At 37.8% G+C, this 17,258-nt stretch carries 13 protein-coding genes and 2 pseudogenes; 7 read left to right on the top strand and 8 right to left on the bottom strand.

Annotated features, from left to right (window positions below):
- Positions 1-14: 14 nt before the first annotated feature.
- Positions 15-350 (top strand): annotated as a pseudogene (locus tag FFO06_RS19310) (RNA-guided endonuclease InsQ/TnpB family protein); the annotation flags it as partial.
- 36 nt (positions 351-386) lie between these two features.
- On the opposite strand, the gene FFO06_RS19305 reads toward FFO06_RS19310, so the two are convergent.
- Positions 387-1,910, bottom strand: a complete 1,524-nt coding sequence (locus tag FFO06_RS19305) for a thymidylate synthase (RefSeq protein ID WP_137909483.1) — start codon at positions 1,908-1,910, stop codon at positions 387-389.
- A gap of 120 nt (positions 1,911-2,030) precedes the next feature.
- Between FFO06_RS19305 and purM the strand changes: the two genes are divergently transcribed.
- The 3 genes from purM to FFO06_RS19290 all read left to right on the top strand — a co-directional run bounded on the left by purM (position 2,031) and on the right by FFO06_RS19290 (position 5,393).
- Positions 2,031-3,056, top strand: a complete 1,026-nt coding sequence (gene purM, locus FFO06_RS19300; protein WP_137909482.1) for a phosphoribosylformylglycinamidine cyclo-ligase — start codon at positions 2,031-2,033, stop codon at positions 3,054-3,056.
- A gap of 400 nt (positions 3,057-3,456) precedes the next feature.
- Positions 3,457-4,143 (top strand): PHP domain-containing protein, encoded by a 687-nt coding sequence (locus FFO06_RS19295; protein ID WP_137909481.1) that lies wholly within the window; start codon positions 3,457-3,459, stop codon positions 4,141-4,143.
- A gap of 377 nt (positions 4,144-4,520) precedes the next feature.
- Positions 4,521-5,393: a DUF5895 domain-containing protein gene (locus FFO06_RS19290; RefSeq protein WP_137909480.1), complete on the top strand. Its 873-nt coding sequence runs from the start codon at positions 4,521-4,523 to the stop codon at positions 5,391-5,393.
- Between the two features lie 66 nt (positions 5,394-5,459).
- Here the strand turns inward: FFO06_RS19290 and mltA are convergent, their stop codons facing one another.
- The 4 genes and pseudogenes from mltA to miaB form a co-directional block, all read right to left on the bottom strand.
- Complete coding sequence (gene mltA / locus FFO06_RS19285) at positions 5,460-6,689, bottom strand: murein transglycosylase A (RefSeq protein WP_137909484.1); 1,230 nt, start codon at positions 6,687-6,689, stop codon at positions 5,460-5,462.
- Between the two features lie 410 nt (positions 6,690-7,099).
- Positions 7,100-7,303: a hypothetical protein gene (locus tag FFO06_RS19280; protein ID WP_137909479.1), complete on the bottom strand. Its 204-nt coding sequence runs from the start codon at positions 7,301-7,303 to the stop codon at positions 7,100-7,102.
- A 174-nt stretch (positions 7,304-7,477) separates the two neighbouring features.
- A pseudogene (locus FFO06_RS19275) lies at positions 7,478-8,203 on the bottom strand (tetratricopeptide repeat protein); the annotation flags it as partial.
- 723 nt (positions 8,204-8,926) lie between these two features.
- On the bottom strand, positions 8,927-10,288 hold the full coding sequence (gene miaB, locus FFO06_RS19270; protein ID WP_137909477.1) for a tRNA (N6-isopentenyl adenosine(37)-C2)-methylthiotransferase MiaB: 1,362 nt from the start codon (positions 10,286-10,288) through the stop codon (positions 8,927-8,929).
- A gap of 179 nt (positions 10,289-10,467) precedes the next feature.
- Between miaB and FFO06_RS19265 the strand changes: the two genes are divergently transcribed.
- Entirely contained in the window at positions 10,468-10,734 is a 267-nt protein-coding gene (locus tag FFO06_RS19265; RefSeq protein ID WP_137909476.1) for a hypothetical protein, read from the top strand.
- Positions 10,735-11,107: 373 nt separating this feature from the next.
- Positions 11,108-12,619 carry a threonine ammonia-lyase, biosynthetic gene (gene ilvA / locus FFO06_RS19260; RefSeq protein ID WP_137909475.1) on the top strand — a complete coding sequence of 504 codons (1,512 nt, stop codon included), beginning with the start codon at positions 11,108-11,110 and terminating at the stop codon, positions 12,617-12,619.
- A 111-nt stretch (positions 12,620-12,730) separates the two neighbouring features.
- Here the strand turns inward: ilvA and FFO06_RS19255 are convergent, their stop codons facing one another.
- Together FFO06_RS19255 and FFO06_RS19250 are read right to left on the bottom strand one after the other, a co-directional pair.
- Positions 12,731-13,177 carry a pyridoxamine 5'-phosphate oxidase family protein gene (locus FFO06_RS19255; protein WP_137909474.1) on the bottom strand — a complete coding sequence of 149 codons (447 nt, stop codon included), beginning with the start codon at positions 13,175-13,177 and terminating at the stop codon, positions 12,731-12,733.
- A 165-nt stretch (positions 13,178-13,342) separates the two neighbouring features.
- On the bottom strand, positions 13,343-14,245 hold the full coding sequence (locus FFO06_RS19250; RefSeq protein WP_137909473.1) for an alpha/beta fold hydrolase: 903 nt from the start codon (positions 14,243-14,245) through the stop codon (positions 13,343-13,345).
- A 181-nt stretch (positions 14,246-14,426) separates the two neighbouring features.
- Between FFO06_RS19250 and FFO06_RS19245 the strand changes: the two genes are divergently transcribed.
- Complete coding sequence (locus FFO06_RS19245) at positions 14,427-15,323, top strand: shikimate dehydrogenase (RefSeq protein ID WP_137909472.1); 897 nt, start codon at positions 14,427-14,429, stop codon at positions 15,321-15,323.
- On the opposite strand, the gene FFO06_RS19240 is transcribed toward FFO06_RS19245, so the two are convergent.
- The gene (locus FFO06_RS19240) at positions 15,299-16,900 is read right to left on the bottom strand and encodes a hypothetical protein (RefSeq protein ID WP_137909471.1); all 1,602 of its coding nucleotides are present in this window, start codon (positions 16,898-16,900) and stop codon (positions 15,299-15,301) included. The genes FFO06_RS19245 and FFO06_RS19240 overlap by 25 nt on opposite strands.
- Positions 16,901-17,258: the final 358 nt, after the last annotated feature.

Genomic DNA, 17,258 nt, shown 5'->3' with positions numbered 1-17,258 from the left:
TCTAAAATCTAAAATCTAAAATTTCTTGGTCATTGTTTACTCAATGGTTAGAATATTTTGGTAAAGTCTATGGTCGTGTAATTGTATCAGTTGCACCACAATATACTTCTCAAAATTGTTCTAATTGTGGGGAAACAGTTAAAAAATCTCTATCAGTTAGAACTCATGTTTGTAAATGTGGTTGTGTTCTCGACCGTGACCACAATGCTGCAATTAACATTCTCACTAAAGCACTAAGACAAAGTGGCTATGATTTAAGTACCGTCGGGCGGACGGAAACTAATAACGCTTGTGGAGAGATGACCCTCTACCCAGACTTGGTAACAAGTTTGAGTAAGGTTGCTCATTGAAACAAGAATCACCGTCCCTCTATAGGGCGGGGAGCGTCAAGATTTTAAAATTGTATTCTTTTTCAAAGGTTTATCCTGCTCATAAATAAACTGTTCTTTCATTAAAAAAGCCATTTCCGCTTTTTGTAATTCTACTCCTAAATACATGGCATGGGAAACTTGTAAACCAGGAGAATCTGTGAATATTTGCTGGGAAAGTTTATGTGCAGATTTACCGGAATAACAATTAACTACTTCTCCAGAACCAGGAGTTGTATGTTCGACAATAATTTGATTATTCTGAATGGTAATAATGAAACTACCCGCAGGATCAAAATAGTCTTTTCTTTGAGCAATTTTACTATATTGAGATGAAATTATATTGGCGACATTTTCAAAACAATCATCATAAATATGGGCGCTTTGACTAATGGTAATTAATGCCCCCATTTTTAATATATGATCGGTTTTATTAATTAAAGCATTATAAATATACTTTTGTAAAGCCCTTAATCCCATGGCATTTGCTGGCCAAGCTGAAAACATATCATTACTTCTGAAGGTGGCAGTTAAAGATAGTTCATTATCAACTATCCTTACCCAAATATGATTTAAACAAGGTGGATTATCATTATGATCTTGACTAGCATCCCATAAGGACATTACAGCCCTTGCGGAATTAATATCATGAGCTAATTTTTCAATTACCTGTTCAATTTGATCTCTTCCAAACCAAGAACGTAATCGTTGTCCATAGGTGTATTTTACCCCTTCTTGATTAGTTGTATTATCTAAAATTTGCGAAATATATTCTTCTAAAAAACTTCTATCTATTGGTAAATAATTGGGTTCTGGAAAGTAAAAATTATCGGGTTCATCGGTAATAATTGCCATTAAATCTATTAATTCCTGCCATGTTCCATCATAACCTGTTGGTCTTATTGTTCCGGTTGTTTTAATTCTATGAATGATTTTTACCCAAGTTTCAGCGATGGTTTTACCTTCTATTCTGTGTCCATAGCGTGTTCCTGGAAAGACATTTGATGCAACTATGTTCATGGGAAATTGTAATGGTGTTCCCCAAGGTGCAACTATTTCTTTATTTCCATAATATTTGATTTTTTCAACAGCATCAGAAATTGATATCGCTTCTTGAATTTCTACAGAATGACGTAATTTTTCTAAGGCATTTATATCAATATCAATATCAATATAACCCGGAATCAAAGAACGAATTACCCAAGATTTTCGCCCAATATCACTAATACTTTCTTCTACACCATGACGGAAAAAATCACCTAAGCATTGACAAGCACCCGCGTTTTTATCTTCCTTGGTAGCATTGAGAATAACTAAGTATCGGACATGAGGATTTAGCAATAGGTTACGAATTAATAAATTTATACCTCTAGTTGGTGAATATAGTTGTCCTATTACAGCATATTCATTCTTTTGCAAGTGTTTATATATTGCTTCTTTTACAGTCCATCCCGTAATTACCGCAGTTTGCCCACTTCCATAAATTAATTGATTGGGTTTGTGCTGGGCTGTATAATAAAATTGAGTTATTTCCTTGCTCACTTAATTTACCAGATTTTTATTACTAATGATTGATTATTTAGGATACAATAATTGATCTAGATTAATAAATTGTGTGATAATCATAACCTAAATAATCAATTGATAACGGTATAGTTAAGCATGGATTATCGGGATGCAGGCGTTGATGTTGAAGCAGGTAGAGCTTTTGTAGACCAAATTCGCAATTTGGTTCATAGCACCTTTAGAAAAGAGGTTTTAGGCGGTTTAGGCGGCTTTAGTGGCTGCTTTCAACTCCCCACGGGTTACAAAGAACCAGTTTTGGTTTCTGGTACAGATGGTGTGGGTACAAAATTGAAAATAGCCCAAATTCTCAACCGTCATGATACTGTGGGTATAGATTTGGTGGCGATGTGCGTTAATGATGTTTTAACATCAGGTGCAGAACCTTTATTCTTTCTTGATTATGTAGCTACGGGTAAATTAGACAAAGAACAATTAACTCAGGTAGTTGCAGGAATAGCTACAGGTTGTAAATTAGCCGGTTCAGCTTTATTAGGGGGAGAAACGGCGGAAATGCCCGGTTTTTACCAAATTGGTGAATATGACTTGGCGGGTTTTTGTGTGGGAATTGTCGAAAAAAGCCGAATGTTAGACGGTTCTCAGGTGCAAATAGGAGATGTAGCTATAGGTTTGGCTAGTGCAGGTGTCCATAGCAATGGGTTGAGTTTAGTCCGAAAAATTGTCGGTGATAGCGGTTTCTCATGGACCGATACACCAGACTTATTTAATGGAAAATCTATTGGTGAGACTTTCCTCACGCCTACACGCATTTATGTTAAATCTGTTTTAGCCGCATTACAATCTGGTTTAGAAGTTCATGGTATGGCGCACGTTACTGGTGGTGGTTTACCAGAAAATTTACCTAGATGTTTAAATCCGGGTCAAGCGATTAAAATCATACCCGAAAGTTGGACTATTCCCCCGGTCTTTCGTTGGTTAGCTGCGGCTGGTTCTGTTAGTGCTGAGGCTATGTATAATACATTTAACATGGGTATTGGTTTTGTATTATTAGTTCCACCCCAACAAGCAGAACAGCTAATTACTCATTTTGAATCTCAGGATATTCCCGCTTATGTAATTGGTGAGGTTATAACTGGAACAGGTGAATTAGTCGCCTTATTGTAAGGTAAAAAGTCTAAATTACCTATATTTGAATATACACATAAAACCCATCTTCATGGGTTTGAAAACCTGAATTTTTGCTAAGTTCCCATAGATTGACTTCGTTCGTGTAGTAGAAATTTATAATTTTTTTATACTTTGAAAACAACTGTGGTCAATTCCTCTGTTATCTGTAGCAGGATAATAAGTTGTCATATACAAACTTTAGATTCCCTTATGGAAGTAATCAAAAATACTCATCGTTTTCAGCGTTAATATTTGCTAAGATACTATTGACATATTGCAAAAATCCATTGGTGTAGTTAAAGAAGTATCTGTAATTACCAATTAGCGGTATTCGTTATATCTCACTTATTAAGTAAGACCTGTTTTGAGAAAAATGTAATTTTTGTGTAGAGGGGTTATGGTTATAAATTTTGCCCGGACTACTGTTTCCAAGGAACTACTAAAGCAAGTATTCCAACATATTGATGCTCAAAGTTGTCCCCAATTATTTAATTTTCATATGCACACAGTTCACTCCGATGGTAGGCTAGAACCTAGTGAATTGATGAGTCAAGCGATCGCAATTGGCTTAAAAGGTCTAGCAATCACCGATCATCATAGTATTGATGGCTATCAAGCAGCCAATTCCTGGTTAGAAGCGTGGAAATGCAGTAATCCAGATACACATACTCCATACCTGTGGATTGGTGCGGAAATTAACGCCAATTTGCTAGATACTGAGGTCCATATTTTGGCTTATGCTTTTGAGTCAGAACACCCCAGCATGAAACCTTATTTACAAAAAATACCTGCGGTGGGTAAACCTTATCAAGCAAATAACGTGATTAGAGCCATTCAAGAAGCGGGGGGATTAGCCGTACTTGCTCACCCAGCCCGGTATAAGCGATCGCATTTTGATCTAATTCCTGCGGCCGTAGATAACGGAATTGATGGTGTGGAGACTTTCTACGCTTACACTAATCCCAAACCATGGAAACCTAGTATTGTGGAAACCGAGGAAGTACAACAATTAGCGGAGAAATTCAATTTATTTAACACCTGTGGTACTGATACACACGGTATAAATCTACTACAAAGGTTGTAAATCTATACTTATCTCCTTTTAAACTCCCGGTTTGTATAACCAGGGGGTTAAGAGCTTTTTTATTTCATCACAAAACATCCTTCCTCTCCTACTCTTTGGTGACACCTTCCCTGAACCTGTCTTTGTGGTTAATTAATTGTTATAATCTAACTTAGATGGGACTTACCCAAGTGTCACAAAAAATTATAATATGATTTGTTTGTACTCAGGGCTTTAGCCCTAATAAGTGTTCCCGTAGCGTCTTGAAGATAGGACTCAGGTTCTGACTACGATCTTATGTATTGAGTTTAAATAACAAAAATATAGTCAGATATATGGTACAAAATATGGTACAAAAGATAAAGTTATAAAATTAAACACTTTGATATTCTAAAATCATGAAAGCATCTGCCAAATTTGACTTTGAAGACGAAAAATTTAACGCTCCACCGTCCCAAGTAATCCCTTGGTGTCAAATGCTCAGTCCTCGCTATGGTGAAGACGGTTTACAAAGTTATGGCTTAGCGATTAAACGCGAAAATGCCCAAGCTGTTGGCTTTAAACCGGATGATAATTGGCAAGAGATACAGCACACCTTTAGTTCTGGAGAAGTAGATACAGTATTTCTGACGACTACGCCCAGACTAGTTATAGTCCGTCGTGGTCCGTTATCTGTGAAAGACCGAGAAACGGGAATTAAATTAGGAACTTTTAAAGATAATTACGATGCTTTTTTAGCGGATAAACTGAAATTTAAAACCTTTACCCGGCATATAATTTTTTTAGTCGGTGAAGATAAAAAGTTTTTGCACCAATTACCATTACAATTAACTCTGAGTGGTTCAGCTTGTGCTAGTTTTGGGAAAAATTACGCGGAATATCAACAGGGGAGAATTACAGGCGGTTTTGCAGGAGAATTAGAAAAAGCTTATGCTGGGTTTCAAAAAAAACCAGTCACTCCCAAAGGTCCATTATTTCATGCCCATGGCATTTATTGCCCGATAATTGAAGCAGAAGAAAGAGGAATTGAACCAAATACAGCTTTAGTGGCTTCAACTGTAGATTATAAACATCCTACAGTCGCAAACTTTACAGATTATATGATTGCTTCAGATTCCCCAGAATCGGAAATGATTCATAAAGCTTTTGAAGAATACAAAGAATTTGGCAAGGAAGTAGTTAAACCAGAAAGTTCTAAAGCGGAAATGGCTGGTATTAGCAATTCCTATGTTTATGCAGATGATGATGAACTTGATTATCCACCTTATTAAGAAAGATTGACATAGCATCCCCAAGAGGCAGAAAATAAAGTTTTTCTCTTGCCTCTTGGCTATTGCTTACTCTTTTAGTAATAAATAAAATAGTAAACCATTACCGCCAGAAATACCAGCGCGATCGCCGGCTAATTGACCAGAACCCATAAAATAATCAACTCTTCCTGGTCCTTTAATTGCACTACCGGTATCCTGATCTAAAACAAAACGGTTCACTAAACGAGATTCCAACTTGCCACGACTATTAGGATAGGGAAAGGAATTGACAATTAGTGCCAATGCTCCCGGTGGCATGATATCTTTGTCCGTAGCAATAGAACGTTCAGCCGTTACAGGTATGAGAAGACTACCCGTAGCAGGTCTACCGTTAGTTTCCGCAAAGAAAACAAACCTTTCCCAACGTGGTAAATAATTGCTTAACTGTCTAGGATTTTGCCGGAAATAACTAATTAATTTCGGCATAGTTAAGCCGCTCAGGGGTAGTTTACCATCTTTTGCCAATTCTTTACCGATACTCGTCCAGGGATAATCCGTTCCTCCAGCATAACCAACAGATGTTCTTTGGCCATTAGTTAATCTAATTTGGGCAGAACCTTGAATATGAATCATGTATGGTTCTAAACGATTACTAAACCAGACAATTTCTAAACCCTTTAACCTGCTTTTATTACCTAGTAAACCATTTTTCCCTTCCAAATCAATCCGTTTGGGGTGGGGTTTGGGCCATTTCTGAAAGTCCTTGGGTAGACGATAGAGAGGATACTTATATACAGAAGTCCTGACTCGACTAGCAGTATACACAGGTTCATAATAAGCTGTGAATTTCACAGTCCCTTTATTATCATTGCCTATAGACTGGTAAAAGACAAACTCCCGACGCACAGCGGCCTCTAATTCTGCTGCTGACTGAGAACTAATTACCACTTCCCGAAATCTTACCAAACTCCGACGTACCCGATCTAAAGTAATTTCTGTAATTGGGTAAGTTTGATAAGCTGCGATCGCTCTATTGCTTTCCAGATAACGTAAACTGTTATCTATTGCAGTTAGTAGTGCTTGTTTATCCCCCTGTTGACCCCAAAGTTGTTCGTCCCAACCCAAGCAATTTTGAGGGGTACAAACAGTATCTATGTCCACTTTTTGCAGCGGTGGTAAACCTGCGGGTGGTGTTTCAGGGGTAGCTGGAGGGGCTTCTATGGGCTGTGGAATCGGAATTTGGGCTAAAACTGACGAAAATGGATTTATAAAAGCAATTCCCAGAGTGAAAGCAAATAAAGTCAGGTTTTTTTTCATCATCTTTCCATACTCGAATTAAAAACAGGTTCTACCCTAATCCCCGCAATTTTAGACAGATAACTAATAATCTACATAAGATACAATAATCCACCCCCAACCGGCAAGGGAGGAGGAGAAGATGATGTATTATTAATTACAAATAAATTAGGAAAAATTACACTGAAAATACCCTAATTCTGGATCTGCTGATGCAGATAACTATTATTTCACTATTATTTCACTATTATTTCATTAATATTTCGCTTTTTCTATTTAATTTTAATACAAAGAAACTTATAAACAAACAACAACACCCACATCTACTCGCTTGTTGATTCCCCTTTCTTGTTAACTCTAGCCAGGGATGTACTACCTTTCACCAACTCGATAAACAAGCGATGGAAACCAGTAACAGCGCCCCCTGATTTTCATTCATCTGAGGGAATATCAGCTTTCGCGTCGGGTGTCGTTGTCTGTTGACTAGACAGATGTGAATTAAACAGCGATTTTACCTCTTGCTTAACTTGTGTTACTTCTCTTTTCTTCTCTCTAGCTGTTTTATCTGCCAGGGAAGCCTGATCGGCTTCAATTATTAGAATAACAATTCTAAATTGAATTGGAAATTCTTGCAATTAAACTTTACAATTCCCAAAACATAAGTTAGCTTTAAAACTGGGGTGAGGTAATTTGATCAACTATAAGAACACAGGGCTAAATCCCTGACTACAAATAAAGGATGATCATTGTTTGTGACAGTTACATAAGTCCTGGTTGCAAAACTCTACTTAAAATCCTCTTAATGTACGAATATTATTGAGAGTGGTAGCTTCTCCACCGCGATCGCCCACAGCCCGATACAAAGGTAAAGCTTGGTTGTAATAGTCCAGTGCCTTTTGCTTTGCTCCTAAACCATGGTAGACAGCGCCGATATTATTGAGAGTGGCAGCTTCTACACGGCGATCGCCTACAGCCCTAATTATGGGTAAAGCTTGGTTGTAAAAGTTTAGTGCCTTTTGCTTTGCTCCTAAAACATTGTAGACAAAACCGATATTATTGAGAGTGGTAGCTTCTCCACCGCGATCGCCCACAGCCCGCATTAACGGTAAAGCTTGGTTGTAGAAGTCCAGTGCTTTTTGCTTTGCTCCTAAATCATCGTAGACACTACCGATATTATTGAGAGTGGTAGCTTCTCCACGGCGATCGCCCACAGCCCGACGTATGGGTAAAGCTTGGCTGTAAAAGTCCAGTGCCTTTTGCTTTGCTCCTAAATCATCGTAGACACGACCGATATTATTGAGAGTGGTGGCTTCTCCACCGCGATCGCCCACAGCCCGACGTATGGGTAAAGCTTGGTTGTAAAAGTTTAGTGCCTTTTGCTTTGCTCCTAAAGCATTGTAGACACGACCGATATTACTGAGAGTGGTGGCTTCCATACGGCGATCTCCCACAGCCTGATACAGTAATCTAGCCTCTTGCCATTTTTGAATTGCTTGTCGCAAGGACTCTGCTGAACCTTCTTGATAAAGTGTCATTCCCTCTTCAAAAAGCCGTTCTGCATTTTCCTTTGTTTTCACTGATGATTGGGCAATTTTTACTACAGCGTCTTTTGCTAAAACACGGTTGCAATCAATAACCACACTCACACCACAAAACAGCACAACACTAATGGACAGAGTCATATAACCGTGATTTACCAGTGACAGAATCCGGTTCTTTTTTGGGATTATATTTGTCATACAAATTACACTTGAGTAGAATTGCGACCTTGAATCAGACTATAAAGCTGTTTAAATTATATTCTTAATAAATAGTATTGTGTATAAACTATTGTAAAAATTTTAGTGCTGAGTGGCTACGTTAAATGACTAAATTAAATCTTCAAATAATTGCTAGATAAGGATTTGAGTTAATTTGATCATCAAAAACAACCAGGCTAAAACCTGATTGTAGTAAGAACTTTAGTTCTTGCTTGGAGAAGTTACGGAAATAAGATCAGGGCTAAATCCCTGACTACAAATAAAGGATGATCATTTTTTGTGACAGTTGCATAGGTTCTATGATCATCAAAAGACCGGGTTTGCTGAGAGGATGTTTTAAAAGTAGTGTCTCCTGATTTTTACCTCCCTTAACAGGAAAATCTAGTTTCCTCTGAACAAGGGGAGGGTTAGGGAGGGGTAAAAATATTTGATACATAAATCATAATTTTTCTACCACCCTCTTACACCATACTCTTATATTCCTATTAAGTATTTCTATTAAACTGTTGCGGCTTGACGAACCTCTATCGCTTCTCCTGTCAAACTAAAAGGACGAACTTCGGTAATTTTGACTTTGACTATTTTCCCTTTTAGACAATTAATATCACCTGTAAAGAATGTGAGACGATTTCCCCCGGTTCTTCCCATGACCTGGGTTTTGTCTTTACTGTTTTCAGCTTCTACTAATACTTCTTCAATGCGTCCAAAGTAACGTTGCGATCGCTCGGCTGCTTTAATATTAACTAAATGATTTAATCTTTGCAATCTGTCGCTTTTTACCTCTTCACTGATTTGATCATCCCACAAAGCAGCGGGTGTACCGGGACGGGGTGAATAAGCAGCAGTATTCAATAAATCAAAACCGATATCTTCTACCAATTTCAAAGTATTTTCAAATTGTGCTTCTGTTTCACCCGGAAAACCCACAATGGCATCAGCACTTATTGACGCATCCGGCATATACTCTCTAATAGTATCAATAATTCGGCGATATTTTTCATGAGTATAGCCCCGTGACATTGCTTTTAAAAGCTCATTATCTCCAGATTGAAAGGGAATATGGAAATGTTCACACACTTTCGGTAATTCAGCACAAGCTTTAATTAATCTTTCTGTAAAATAACGAGGATGACTAGTAGCGAATCTTATTCTTTCTATTCCTGGCACATCATGTACATAATAAAGTAAATCTGTCAATGTATGCTGATGACGACCTTCGGGAGTAGAACCAGGTAAATCTCGACCATAAGCGTCAATATTTTGACCCAGCAGCGTAATTTCTTTGTAACCTTGTTTTCCTAACTGTTCGATTTCATACTTAATCGCCTCCGGTGTGCGGGACTGTTCCACACCGCGCACGTTGGGAACTACGCAATAAGTACAACGTTCGTTACAGCCATAAATAATATTTACCCAAGCTGTTACCTGACTATCCCGACGGGGTTGGGTGATATCTTCAAAAATGTGAACTTCTTCCGTAGCGACAATTTGATTACCCTCAAAAACAGACTCTAGCAAATCTTTGAGACGGTTAGCGTGTTGTGGTCCCATAACTAAATCTAATTCGGGTACTCGTCGCAATAAAGCTTCTCCTTCCTGTTGAGCGACACAACCAGCAACAATCAAGGTTAAATCAGGTTGTTCATGCTTGCGTTTAGCCTGTCTACCCAAATAAGAATATACCTTTTGTTCCGCATTATCCCGAATGGTGCAAGTGTTGTAAAGGATTACATCTGCTTGATTTGGGTCTTCTGACCACTCAAAATTCATGTCTTCTAAAATACCAGCCATGCGCTCGGAGTCGGCCTTATTCATTTGGCAACCGAAGGTAATAATGTGGTAATGTCGTTTAGTGGTCATTGGGAATTACGCTTAATTAGTAATGTATATCAAGTCTATTTACTATTCTATATTGCAGTAGAAGGGCATGAAAAGTTAACATCTCAAAATTTTCGCCTTGACTAATATAGGGAGCAAAAGATTGATATGATGATATTGTCTGAAAAACAGGAATGATCAATAAGTCAAAACTTTACTTTATGCTCAAAACTCACAACTACGTACTTAAAAATCAAAACTCCGTCCTCAAAACTCAAAATCCTGTAGTCAGAACTTCCAAACCTGTACTCAGAACTCAAAACTCCCTGCTGAGAACTCGCAACCTGATTCTCAGAAGCCAAAATTTCATCCTCAGAACTCAAAACTCCATCACATTAAATGCACCATCTGGACAACAAGGGGTAAAATTAACAACTAACCCTAAATCTACTTTACTTAATATACCTAATATGATGAGATGTCATTAAATGGTAATATAGTATAGGAATTTTTACTTAAAGATATGGGAAAAGCGATCGCAGAGATTGGATTTACTATTGATTGTAATTGTCAATATTAATCTGTGATTGCCCCAGGGTATTCTTAAACACAATCACTATGGATATATTTTACAGCGGATTACCATAAGAGTTAGGAACACTTTTAGCGGGCAAGATGCACGCACTACGGGATTTTTATGATTATAGCGGGCAAGATGCCCGCACCACGGGATATGATCATAATAATAATTATTAGCACATTGACGCTAATTACAGAGGCGAAATCTTTTTGTAAAAACCTGCCACCAAAAGACCCAACAAGCGGTACAATTAACAACCAACCCGAAATGCACTCCTTGATATGTATTGCGACTATTTAGTACAAATCCTTACCGCCCGTGTCTATGATGTAGCTCAGGAAACACCCCTCGAATATGCCCCCAATCTCTCCCAGCGTATTAATAACAAACTCCTACTGAAACGGGAAGATATGCAGTCAGTCTTCTCCTTCAAATTACGGGGCGCTTATAATAAAATGGTCAATCTCACACCAGATTTACTGAAGCAGGGTGTCATAGCGGCTTCTGCGGGAAATCACGCCCAAGGTGTAGCTTTAGCTGCTAGTCGCTTGGGAACAAAGGCAATTATTGTCATGCCAGTGATTACACCCCAAGTAAAAATTAATGCAGTCAAAGCCAGGGGAGGGGAAGTAATACTATATGGTAATAATTATGATGATGCTTACGCTTACGCTCGCCAATTAGAAGCGGAAAAGGGATTAACTTTTATACATCCCTTTGATGATCCTGATGTCATTGCTGGCCAGGGAACAATTGGTATGGAAATACTCCGACAATATCAACAACCTATTCACGCCATTTTTGTGGCCATTGGTGGTGGTGGTTTGATTTCCGGTATTGCTGCTTATGTTAAACGCTTGCGTCCCGATATTAAAATTATTGGTGTTGAACCTGTGGACGCTAACGCTATGTATCAATCACTGCAAGCTGGTGAAAGAGTGCGGTTGTCTCAGGTGGGTTTATTTGCTGACGGGGTAGCGGTGCGGGAAGTGGGAGAAGAAACCTTCCGTTTATGTCAACAATATGTAGATGAAATTATTTTAGTGGATACAGATGCCACCTGTGCGGCCATTAAAGATGTTTTTGAGGATACTCGTTCTATTTTAGAACCTGCGGGGGCATTGGCGATCGCTGCGGCAAAAGTCTATGCAGAAAGAGAAAAAATTGCCAATCAAACCCTGGTCGCTGTTGCTTGTGGCGCTAATATGAATTTTGATCGGTTGCGTTTTGTGGCTGAACGGGCAGAATTTGGAGAACGTCGAGAAGCCATTTTTGCAGTTAAAATTCCCGAAGAAAGAGGCAGTTTAAGAAAGTTTTGTGAATGTATTGGTAAACGGAATTTAACTGAATTTAATTATCGTATTGCTAACGAAAAAGAAGCGCATATTTTTGTGGGTGTGCAAATAGAAAATCGTGCAGACGCAGCAAAAATGGTTGAAAATTTTGAATCTCACGATTTAAAAACCATAGATCTAACAGATGATGAATTAACAAAACTGCATTTACGTCACATGGTAGGAGGACATTCTCCCCTAGCAGAAAATGAATTACTTTATCGCTTTGAATTTCCTGAACGTCCCGGTGCTTTAATGCAATTTGTCAGTTCTATGTCTCCTGATTGGAATATTAGCTTATTTCATTATCGCAATAATGGCGCAGATTATGGACGCATTTTAGTAGGAATGCAAGTTCCTCCCCATGAAATGACAGAATGGCAATCATTTTTAGATACTCTTGGTTATAGCTATTTGCATGAAAGTGATAATCCTGCATATAAGTTATTTTTAGGATGATTTAGCCTATATCTAAACCTATCTCCCCAACTACTTGAGGAAGTTGGGGATCTGGGTATTTTGGCTTGGCTATTAGAGATGAGAATTTAACGGTGTCATAGTTCTAAAAAACTATAAAAAACTAATTGTTTGCGGACTAAAACTAGAGGAACTTTCCCAATAATCTACTTTATTAACTTTTACTTTTAGTAAAGCAATATCAGGTTCATCTATCCCTTGGGGAAACCAAATTTCTAATTTTGGCTGCCATTTTTCTTGAAGTTTATCGCGGTCTCTTATTAATTGTGCTGAACCTAGTATAGAAACATATCGCTGTTGATTAGGTGCAGAAAAACTGACGTTTACTTGTTGATGATGTTCAATTTCTACGACTTTATGGGAATTAGCTAAAGTGAAAAACCAAAGTGTACCATTATGATCAATTTCATTCCATATTGACATGGGGCGACTATGTAAACTACCATCATCATCAATTGTGGTTAACATTCCACATTCAATACCTGCCAGTAGTTTACGCAATTCCTGAATTTGTGGTTTTGTCTCTACAGATTGTGTCATTATATCTAGAATTTTAATTTTATGAAGATGGGTGATATTCTTATTGTTAAGGTTTTTCGATTTATATACCTGAGTCTCAAGAGGTAATTATTAAAATTAAAATTTGCTATTACCAAGTTATCACTAAGGAAATATATCTTAAAGAAGATGCCACCCATCTTAATTTTAATGCAAACTAATTACCCAATTACGTAAGTGTCTATTCACTTGTTCAGGGATTTCATCATGGGGACAATGACCAGCTATGAGAAAATATTCTGTTAATTGGGGATAATATTCATGGAATTTCTGAGAACGTTCTCTGGCTTTCATCCAAGGATCTGCTTCTCCCCATAATAGCAATAAAGGACAATTTAATTGTTTGAGTAGAACATCAACTTTCTCCCCTTGAGGAGTGCTAAAAACAGAAATGAATACATCTAAGGCTCCCGGATCATAAGCAGGACGTTGAATTTCTGCGACTAATTGATCTGTAACTGCATTTTTGTCAAGATAAACCTTTTCTAAGGTGCGCCGAATTACCCATTTTTGCCGCGTATATTCAAATAACAAAGACTGTGCTAACCGTTGTTTAAAACACCATTTGATGGCGTTTCCTAAAAGTTTTTTGAGGGGACTTGCAGCAGGTTGAATTTGATTTTCTGCTGGAGAAAAAGGACCTGCACTGTTAAGTAATACTACACCAGCAGCACTATCACAACGTTGAGCAGCAACGCATAAACAAGCATATCCTCCCAAGGAGTTACCTGCTAAAATTGTTTTTTGACCAATGACTTGATTGATAAAATCATGGAGTTGGTCCCGCCACAAATCGGCGCTATACTGCAATTTAGGTTTTGCTGAACGTCCGAATCCTAATAGGTCAATGGCAAATACTTGGAAGTCTGCACTCAATTCTGTGATATTCTTACGCCAATGGTCTGTGGACGCACCAAAACCATGTACTAATAGTAAGGGTGGACGTTGCACTTGCGGTTCTCCTGCTTGTACATAATACACTTTGTGTCCACGCCATTGCCAGTATTGACCAGGAATTGGATTTGTCAAAGGAGCGATACTTGTTTGCATATTGCCAAAAAATATTAAGTTACTGTGAACAATTGTAAATTATGTAAATTAAATTATGTAAATTAAATTATGTAAATTAAATTATGTAAATTAAATTAATTATCACCCACACAGGTGGGTTTTGCCTGTGTAGATGCGGTTTCTAACCGCTTTTTAAATGTACAACCAACAACTAATACAAATGATTACCGGAAAAACTAAAATTTTGGGAGTAATTGGACACCCTATAGAACATTCTCTGTCACCATTAATGCACAATGCCGCTTTGACTAAACTGGGATTAGATTATGTATATTTACCTTTTGCCATTGCCCCAGAAAATTTAGCAACAGCGATCGCAGGTTTTGCTAGTATTGGTGTTGTAGGCTTTAGTATCACAATTCCTCATAAGCAAGCAATATTACCTTTATTATCCGAAATTTCCCCTATTGCCCAGGCTATTGGTGCTGTAAATACCGTCGTGAATCAAGGTAATAAATGGTTCGGTACAAATACAGATGTAGAAGGATTTATCGCTCCTTTACAAACAACATATCAGCAAGATTGGAGTCAGAAAAAAGCGGTAATTTTAGGGAATGGTGGTGCTGCAAGGGCTGTTGTTGCTGGTTGCATTCAACTTGGTTTAGCAGAAATTCACGTTGTGGGGCGGAATTTACAGAAATTACAAGCATTTCGACAAAGTTGGCAAAATTCACCCTTTGCAGATAAATTCCAAGTGCATGAATGGACAGAATTACCAAATCTACTTCACCAAACTAACCTGTTAGTAAATACAACCCCCATAGGAATGTATCCCCATGTTGAACAATCACCACTGAGTAGTCAAGAAATGGGTTATTTACCTGGTGATGCCATCGCCTATGATTTAATATATATCCCTAAACCAACAAAATTTTTGCACCTGGCCCAAAAACAAGGGATAGTAACTATTGATGGTTTAGAAATGCTCGTACAACAAGGTGCAGCGGCTTTAAAAATCTGGTTACAACAAGAAACAGTTCCCGTGACTCAAATGCGTCAAGCATTACAAAATCACTTGGGTTTGAAACTGAATTATTCAGTAAATACAGGAAGTTGATATTTTTGACTAATGACTTTGAGAGCATTTTGCAAATTTTGGTAGTGAAGCCGCATTGTCAGATTATTAGTTTGTAATAAAGTTTTGTATTCCACAGTTAAGCGAACATTAATTTGATTGTTCTCGATGTTAAAAGTACAAATCTTAATTTTACTGGTACAAGCTTTATTCAGATCGGTTTTGACTTGATTAATGCTGGCGAGAAGTTGTTGAGAGGACATTGTTGATAATTGTTCTTTTTTGGTGTGATCATCTGCTACAGTTATTTTTGATTCATAGGCTGCTAAAAGTTTACTGGCATTTTGAAAACCAAAACTATCTTCAGGAATAGTTTTTAAGGTATTAATTGCTGTCTGTAAATTAAATTTTACCTGTTGCCAATCAGTAGTAGATTTAGCAGTAGCTTGACTTTTGATAGCTGCGTCCCCCAAAGTTTTAGCACTAGCAATTTTTTTCAGCCATGTTTCTTCTCTAATTAACTGCTGGGTAATAGTCTTTAAACTATTTTCATACCCTGGTAAATTCCCTTGTACTAATTGATAAAATTCACTTTCATGTTTAACAGTATTTAGTCGGGTGATTGCCTGTCTCAACAAATTTTGTCTATTACGTAATTCAGCCCAACTTTTAGCGGGATTTAGACTTCTTTTTTGTACAGATGTTGCTGTCCGTAAAGCCAGTAGCACCTGGTTAATTTTTAAGGACTCTTGAGAAAGAGTATCAACTAATTCCTGACATTCTCGATAACGGGGAGACCATTGAGGTATTTTTTGTAAATCTGCCACTACCGCATCTAGTTTTTGTTGTATTGCTAATAACTCTAAATCTGTTTTGGTACTTTTGATCTGTTGCCGATATTCACTTTTAAATTGTTTGGCTGTTTGCAATTCTTTACACCCCAAAATTGCACAACCATTATGGAGAGCAAAAGTACCACCAAGGTAAAGGAGGACGATAAATACAATAGTACCAATTATAGACGCAGGAGGAAATGATCGCCATAAATGTCTTTTTTTCGGTTGATCTGGGATATGAACAAAAGGATAAGATTCTTCGGCAATTTCTTGGGATTCATTTTCATCCAGAGATAGATTGTGTAAAATTAATTCTGGTGAGGAATAGTTTAAAAAAGGCGCTTCGGGACTGAAGATAAATGAATCAGGAATGAGTTCTGTTTCTGCTTCTGTTTCTGTGAGTGGTGATGATTTAATTACAAAGGAAGTTTCTTTTTCCTTCTGGTTCGTGCTTTCCGTTTCCCCTTCTGTCTCCACTGTCGGCATGGGAGAATCTAGGAAATATTTAGCATAGGGAAGCTTGTCCCCAAAAACTCTCAAGAAAAATTGGATATGTTGAGTTTTGTAGTTGAATTGGGATTGTAATGTTTGTGCCAACAGATCAAAAACTTGCTGAGTGTCAACTGTCACCCCTGGAGGGTGTTGGGTGAGAATCATCAATAAATTATTTTTGATGGCGCATTTTACCTGGAAATCCTGACTATCGGTCACTTTTGCTTTTAATCTGGTCTGCAAGATATGGCTTAAAAGTCGTAGTTCTTCTTGTTCAACTGTGATGTTCATGAAGCGTTACCGTCACTTTTTATGTATAGTTTTGATGATCAAATAGACTGGGAATTGGCACAGGGATGAGGAAAATTCGTAGTCAGATGCAGACCCCAATTTCAAAGCCAAGACAATCATTTTTTCAGCAATGTTGAATTATTCACGAAAAACACAGCAAAGAGTCTCCCATGAAGTCTTATACTTTTTTTATCAGAAAACGTCGTAATACCCCATCCCTCTACAGGGTGGGGATGTAATGCGGGCAAAAATTAAACACCCTTCAAGGGATATTAAGCGCAGCTTAATCATGAGAGAGGGTAGTTTCATTTTTACCAATCTTAGAGGTTGGTGAATTTCCTAAAGTATACTATACTGA

The sequence above is a fragment of the Dolichospermum planctonicum genome, from assembly GCF_005402965.1.
Classification (GTDB): Bacteria; Cyanobacteriota; Cyanobacteriia; order Cyanobacteriales; family Nostocaceae; genus Dolichospermum; species Dolichospermum planctonicum.
The sequence above is the reverse complement of the archived record's forward strand: the minus strand, read 5'-3'. Positions and strand labels throughout refer to the sequence as shown.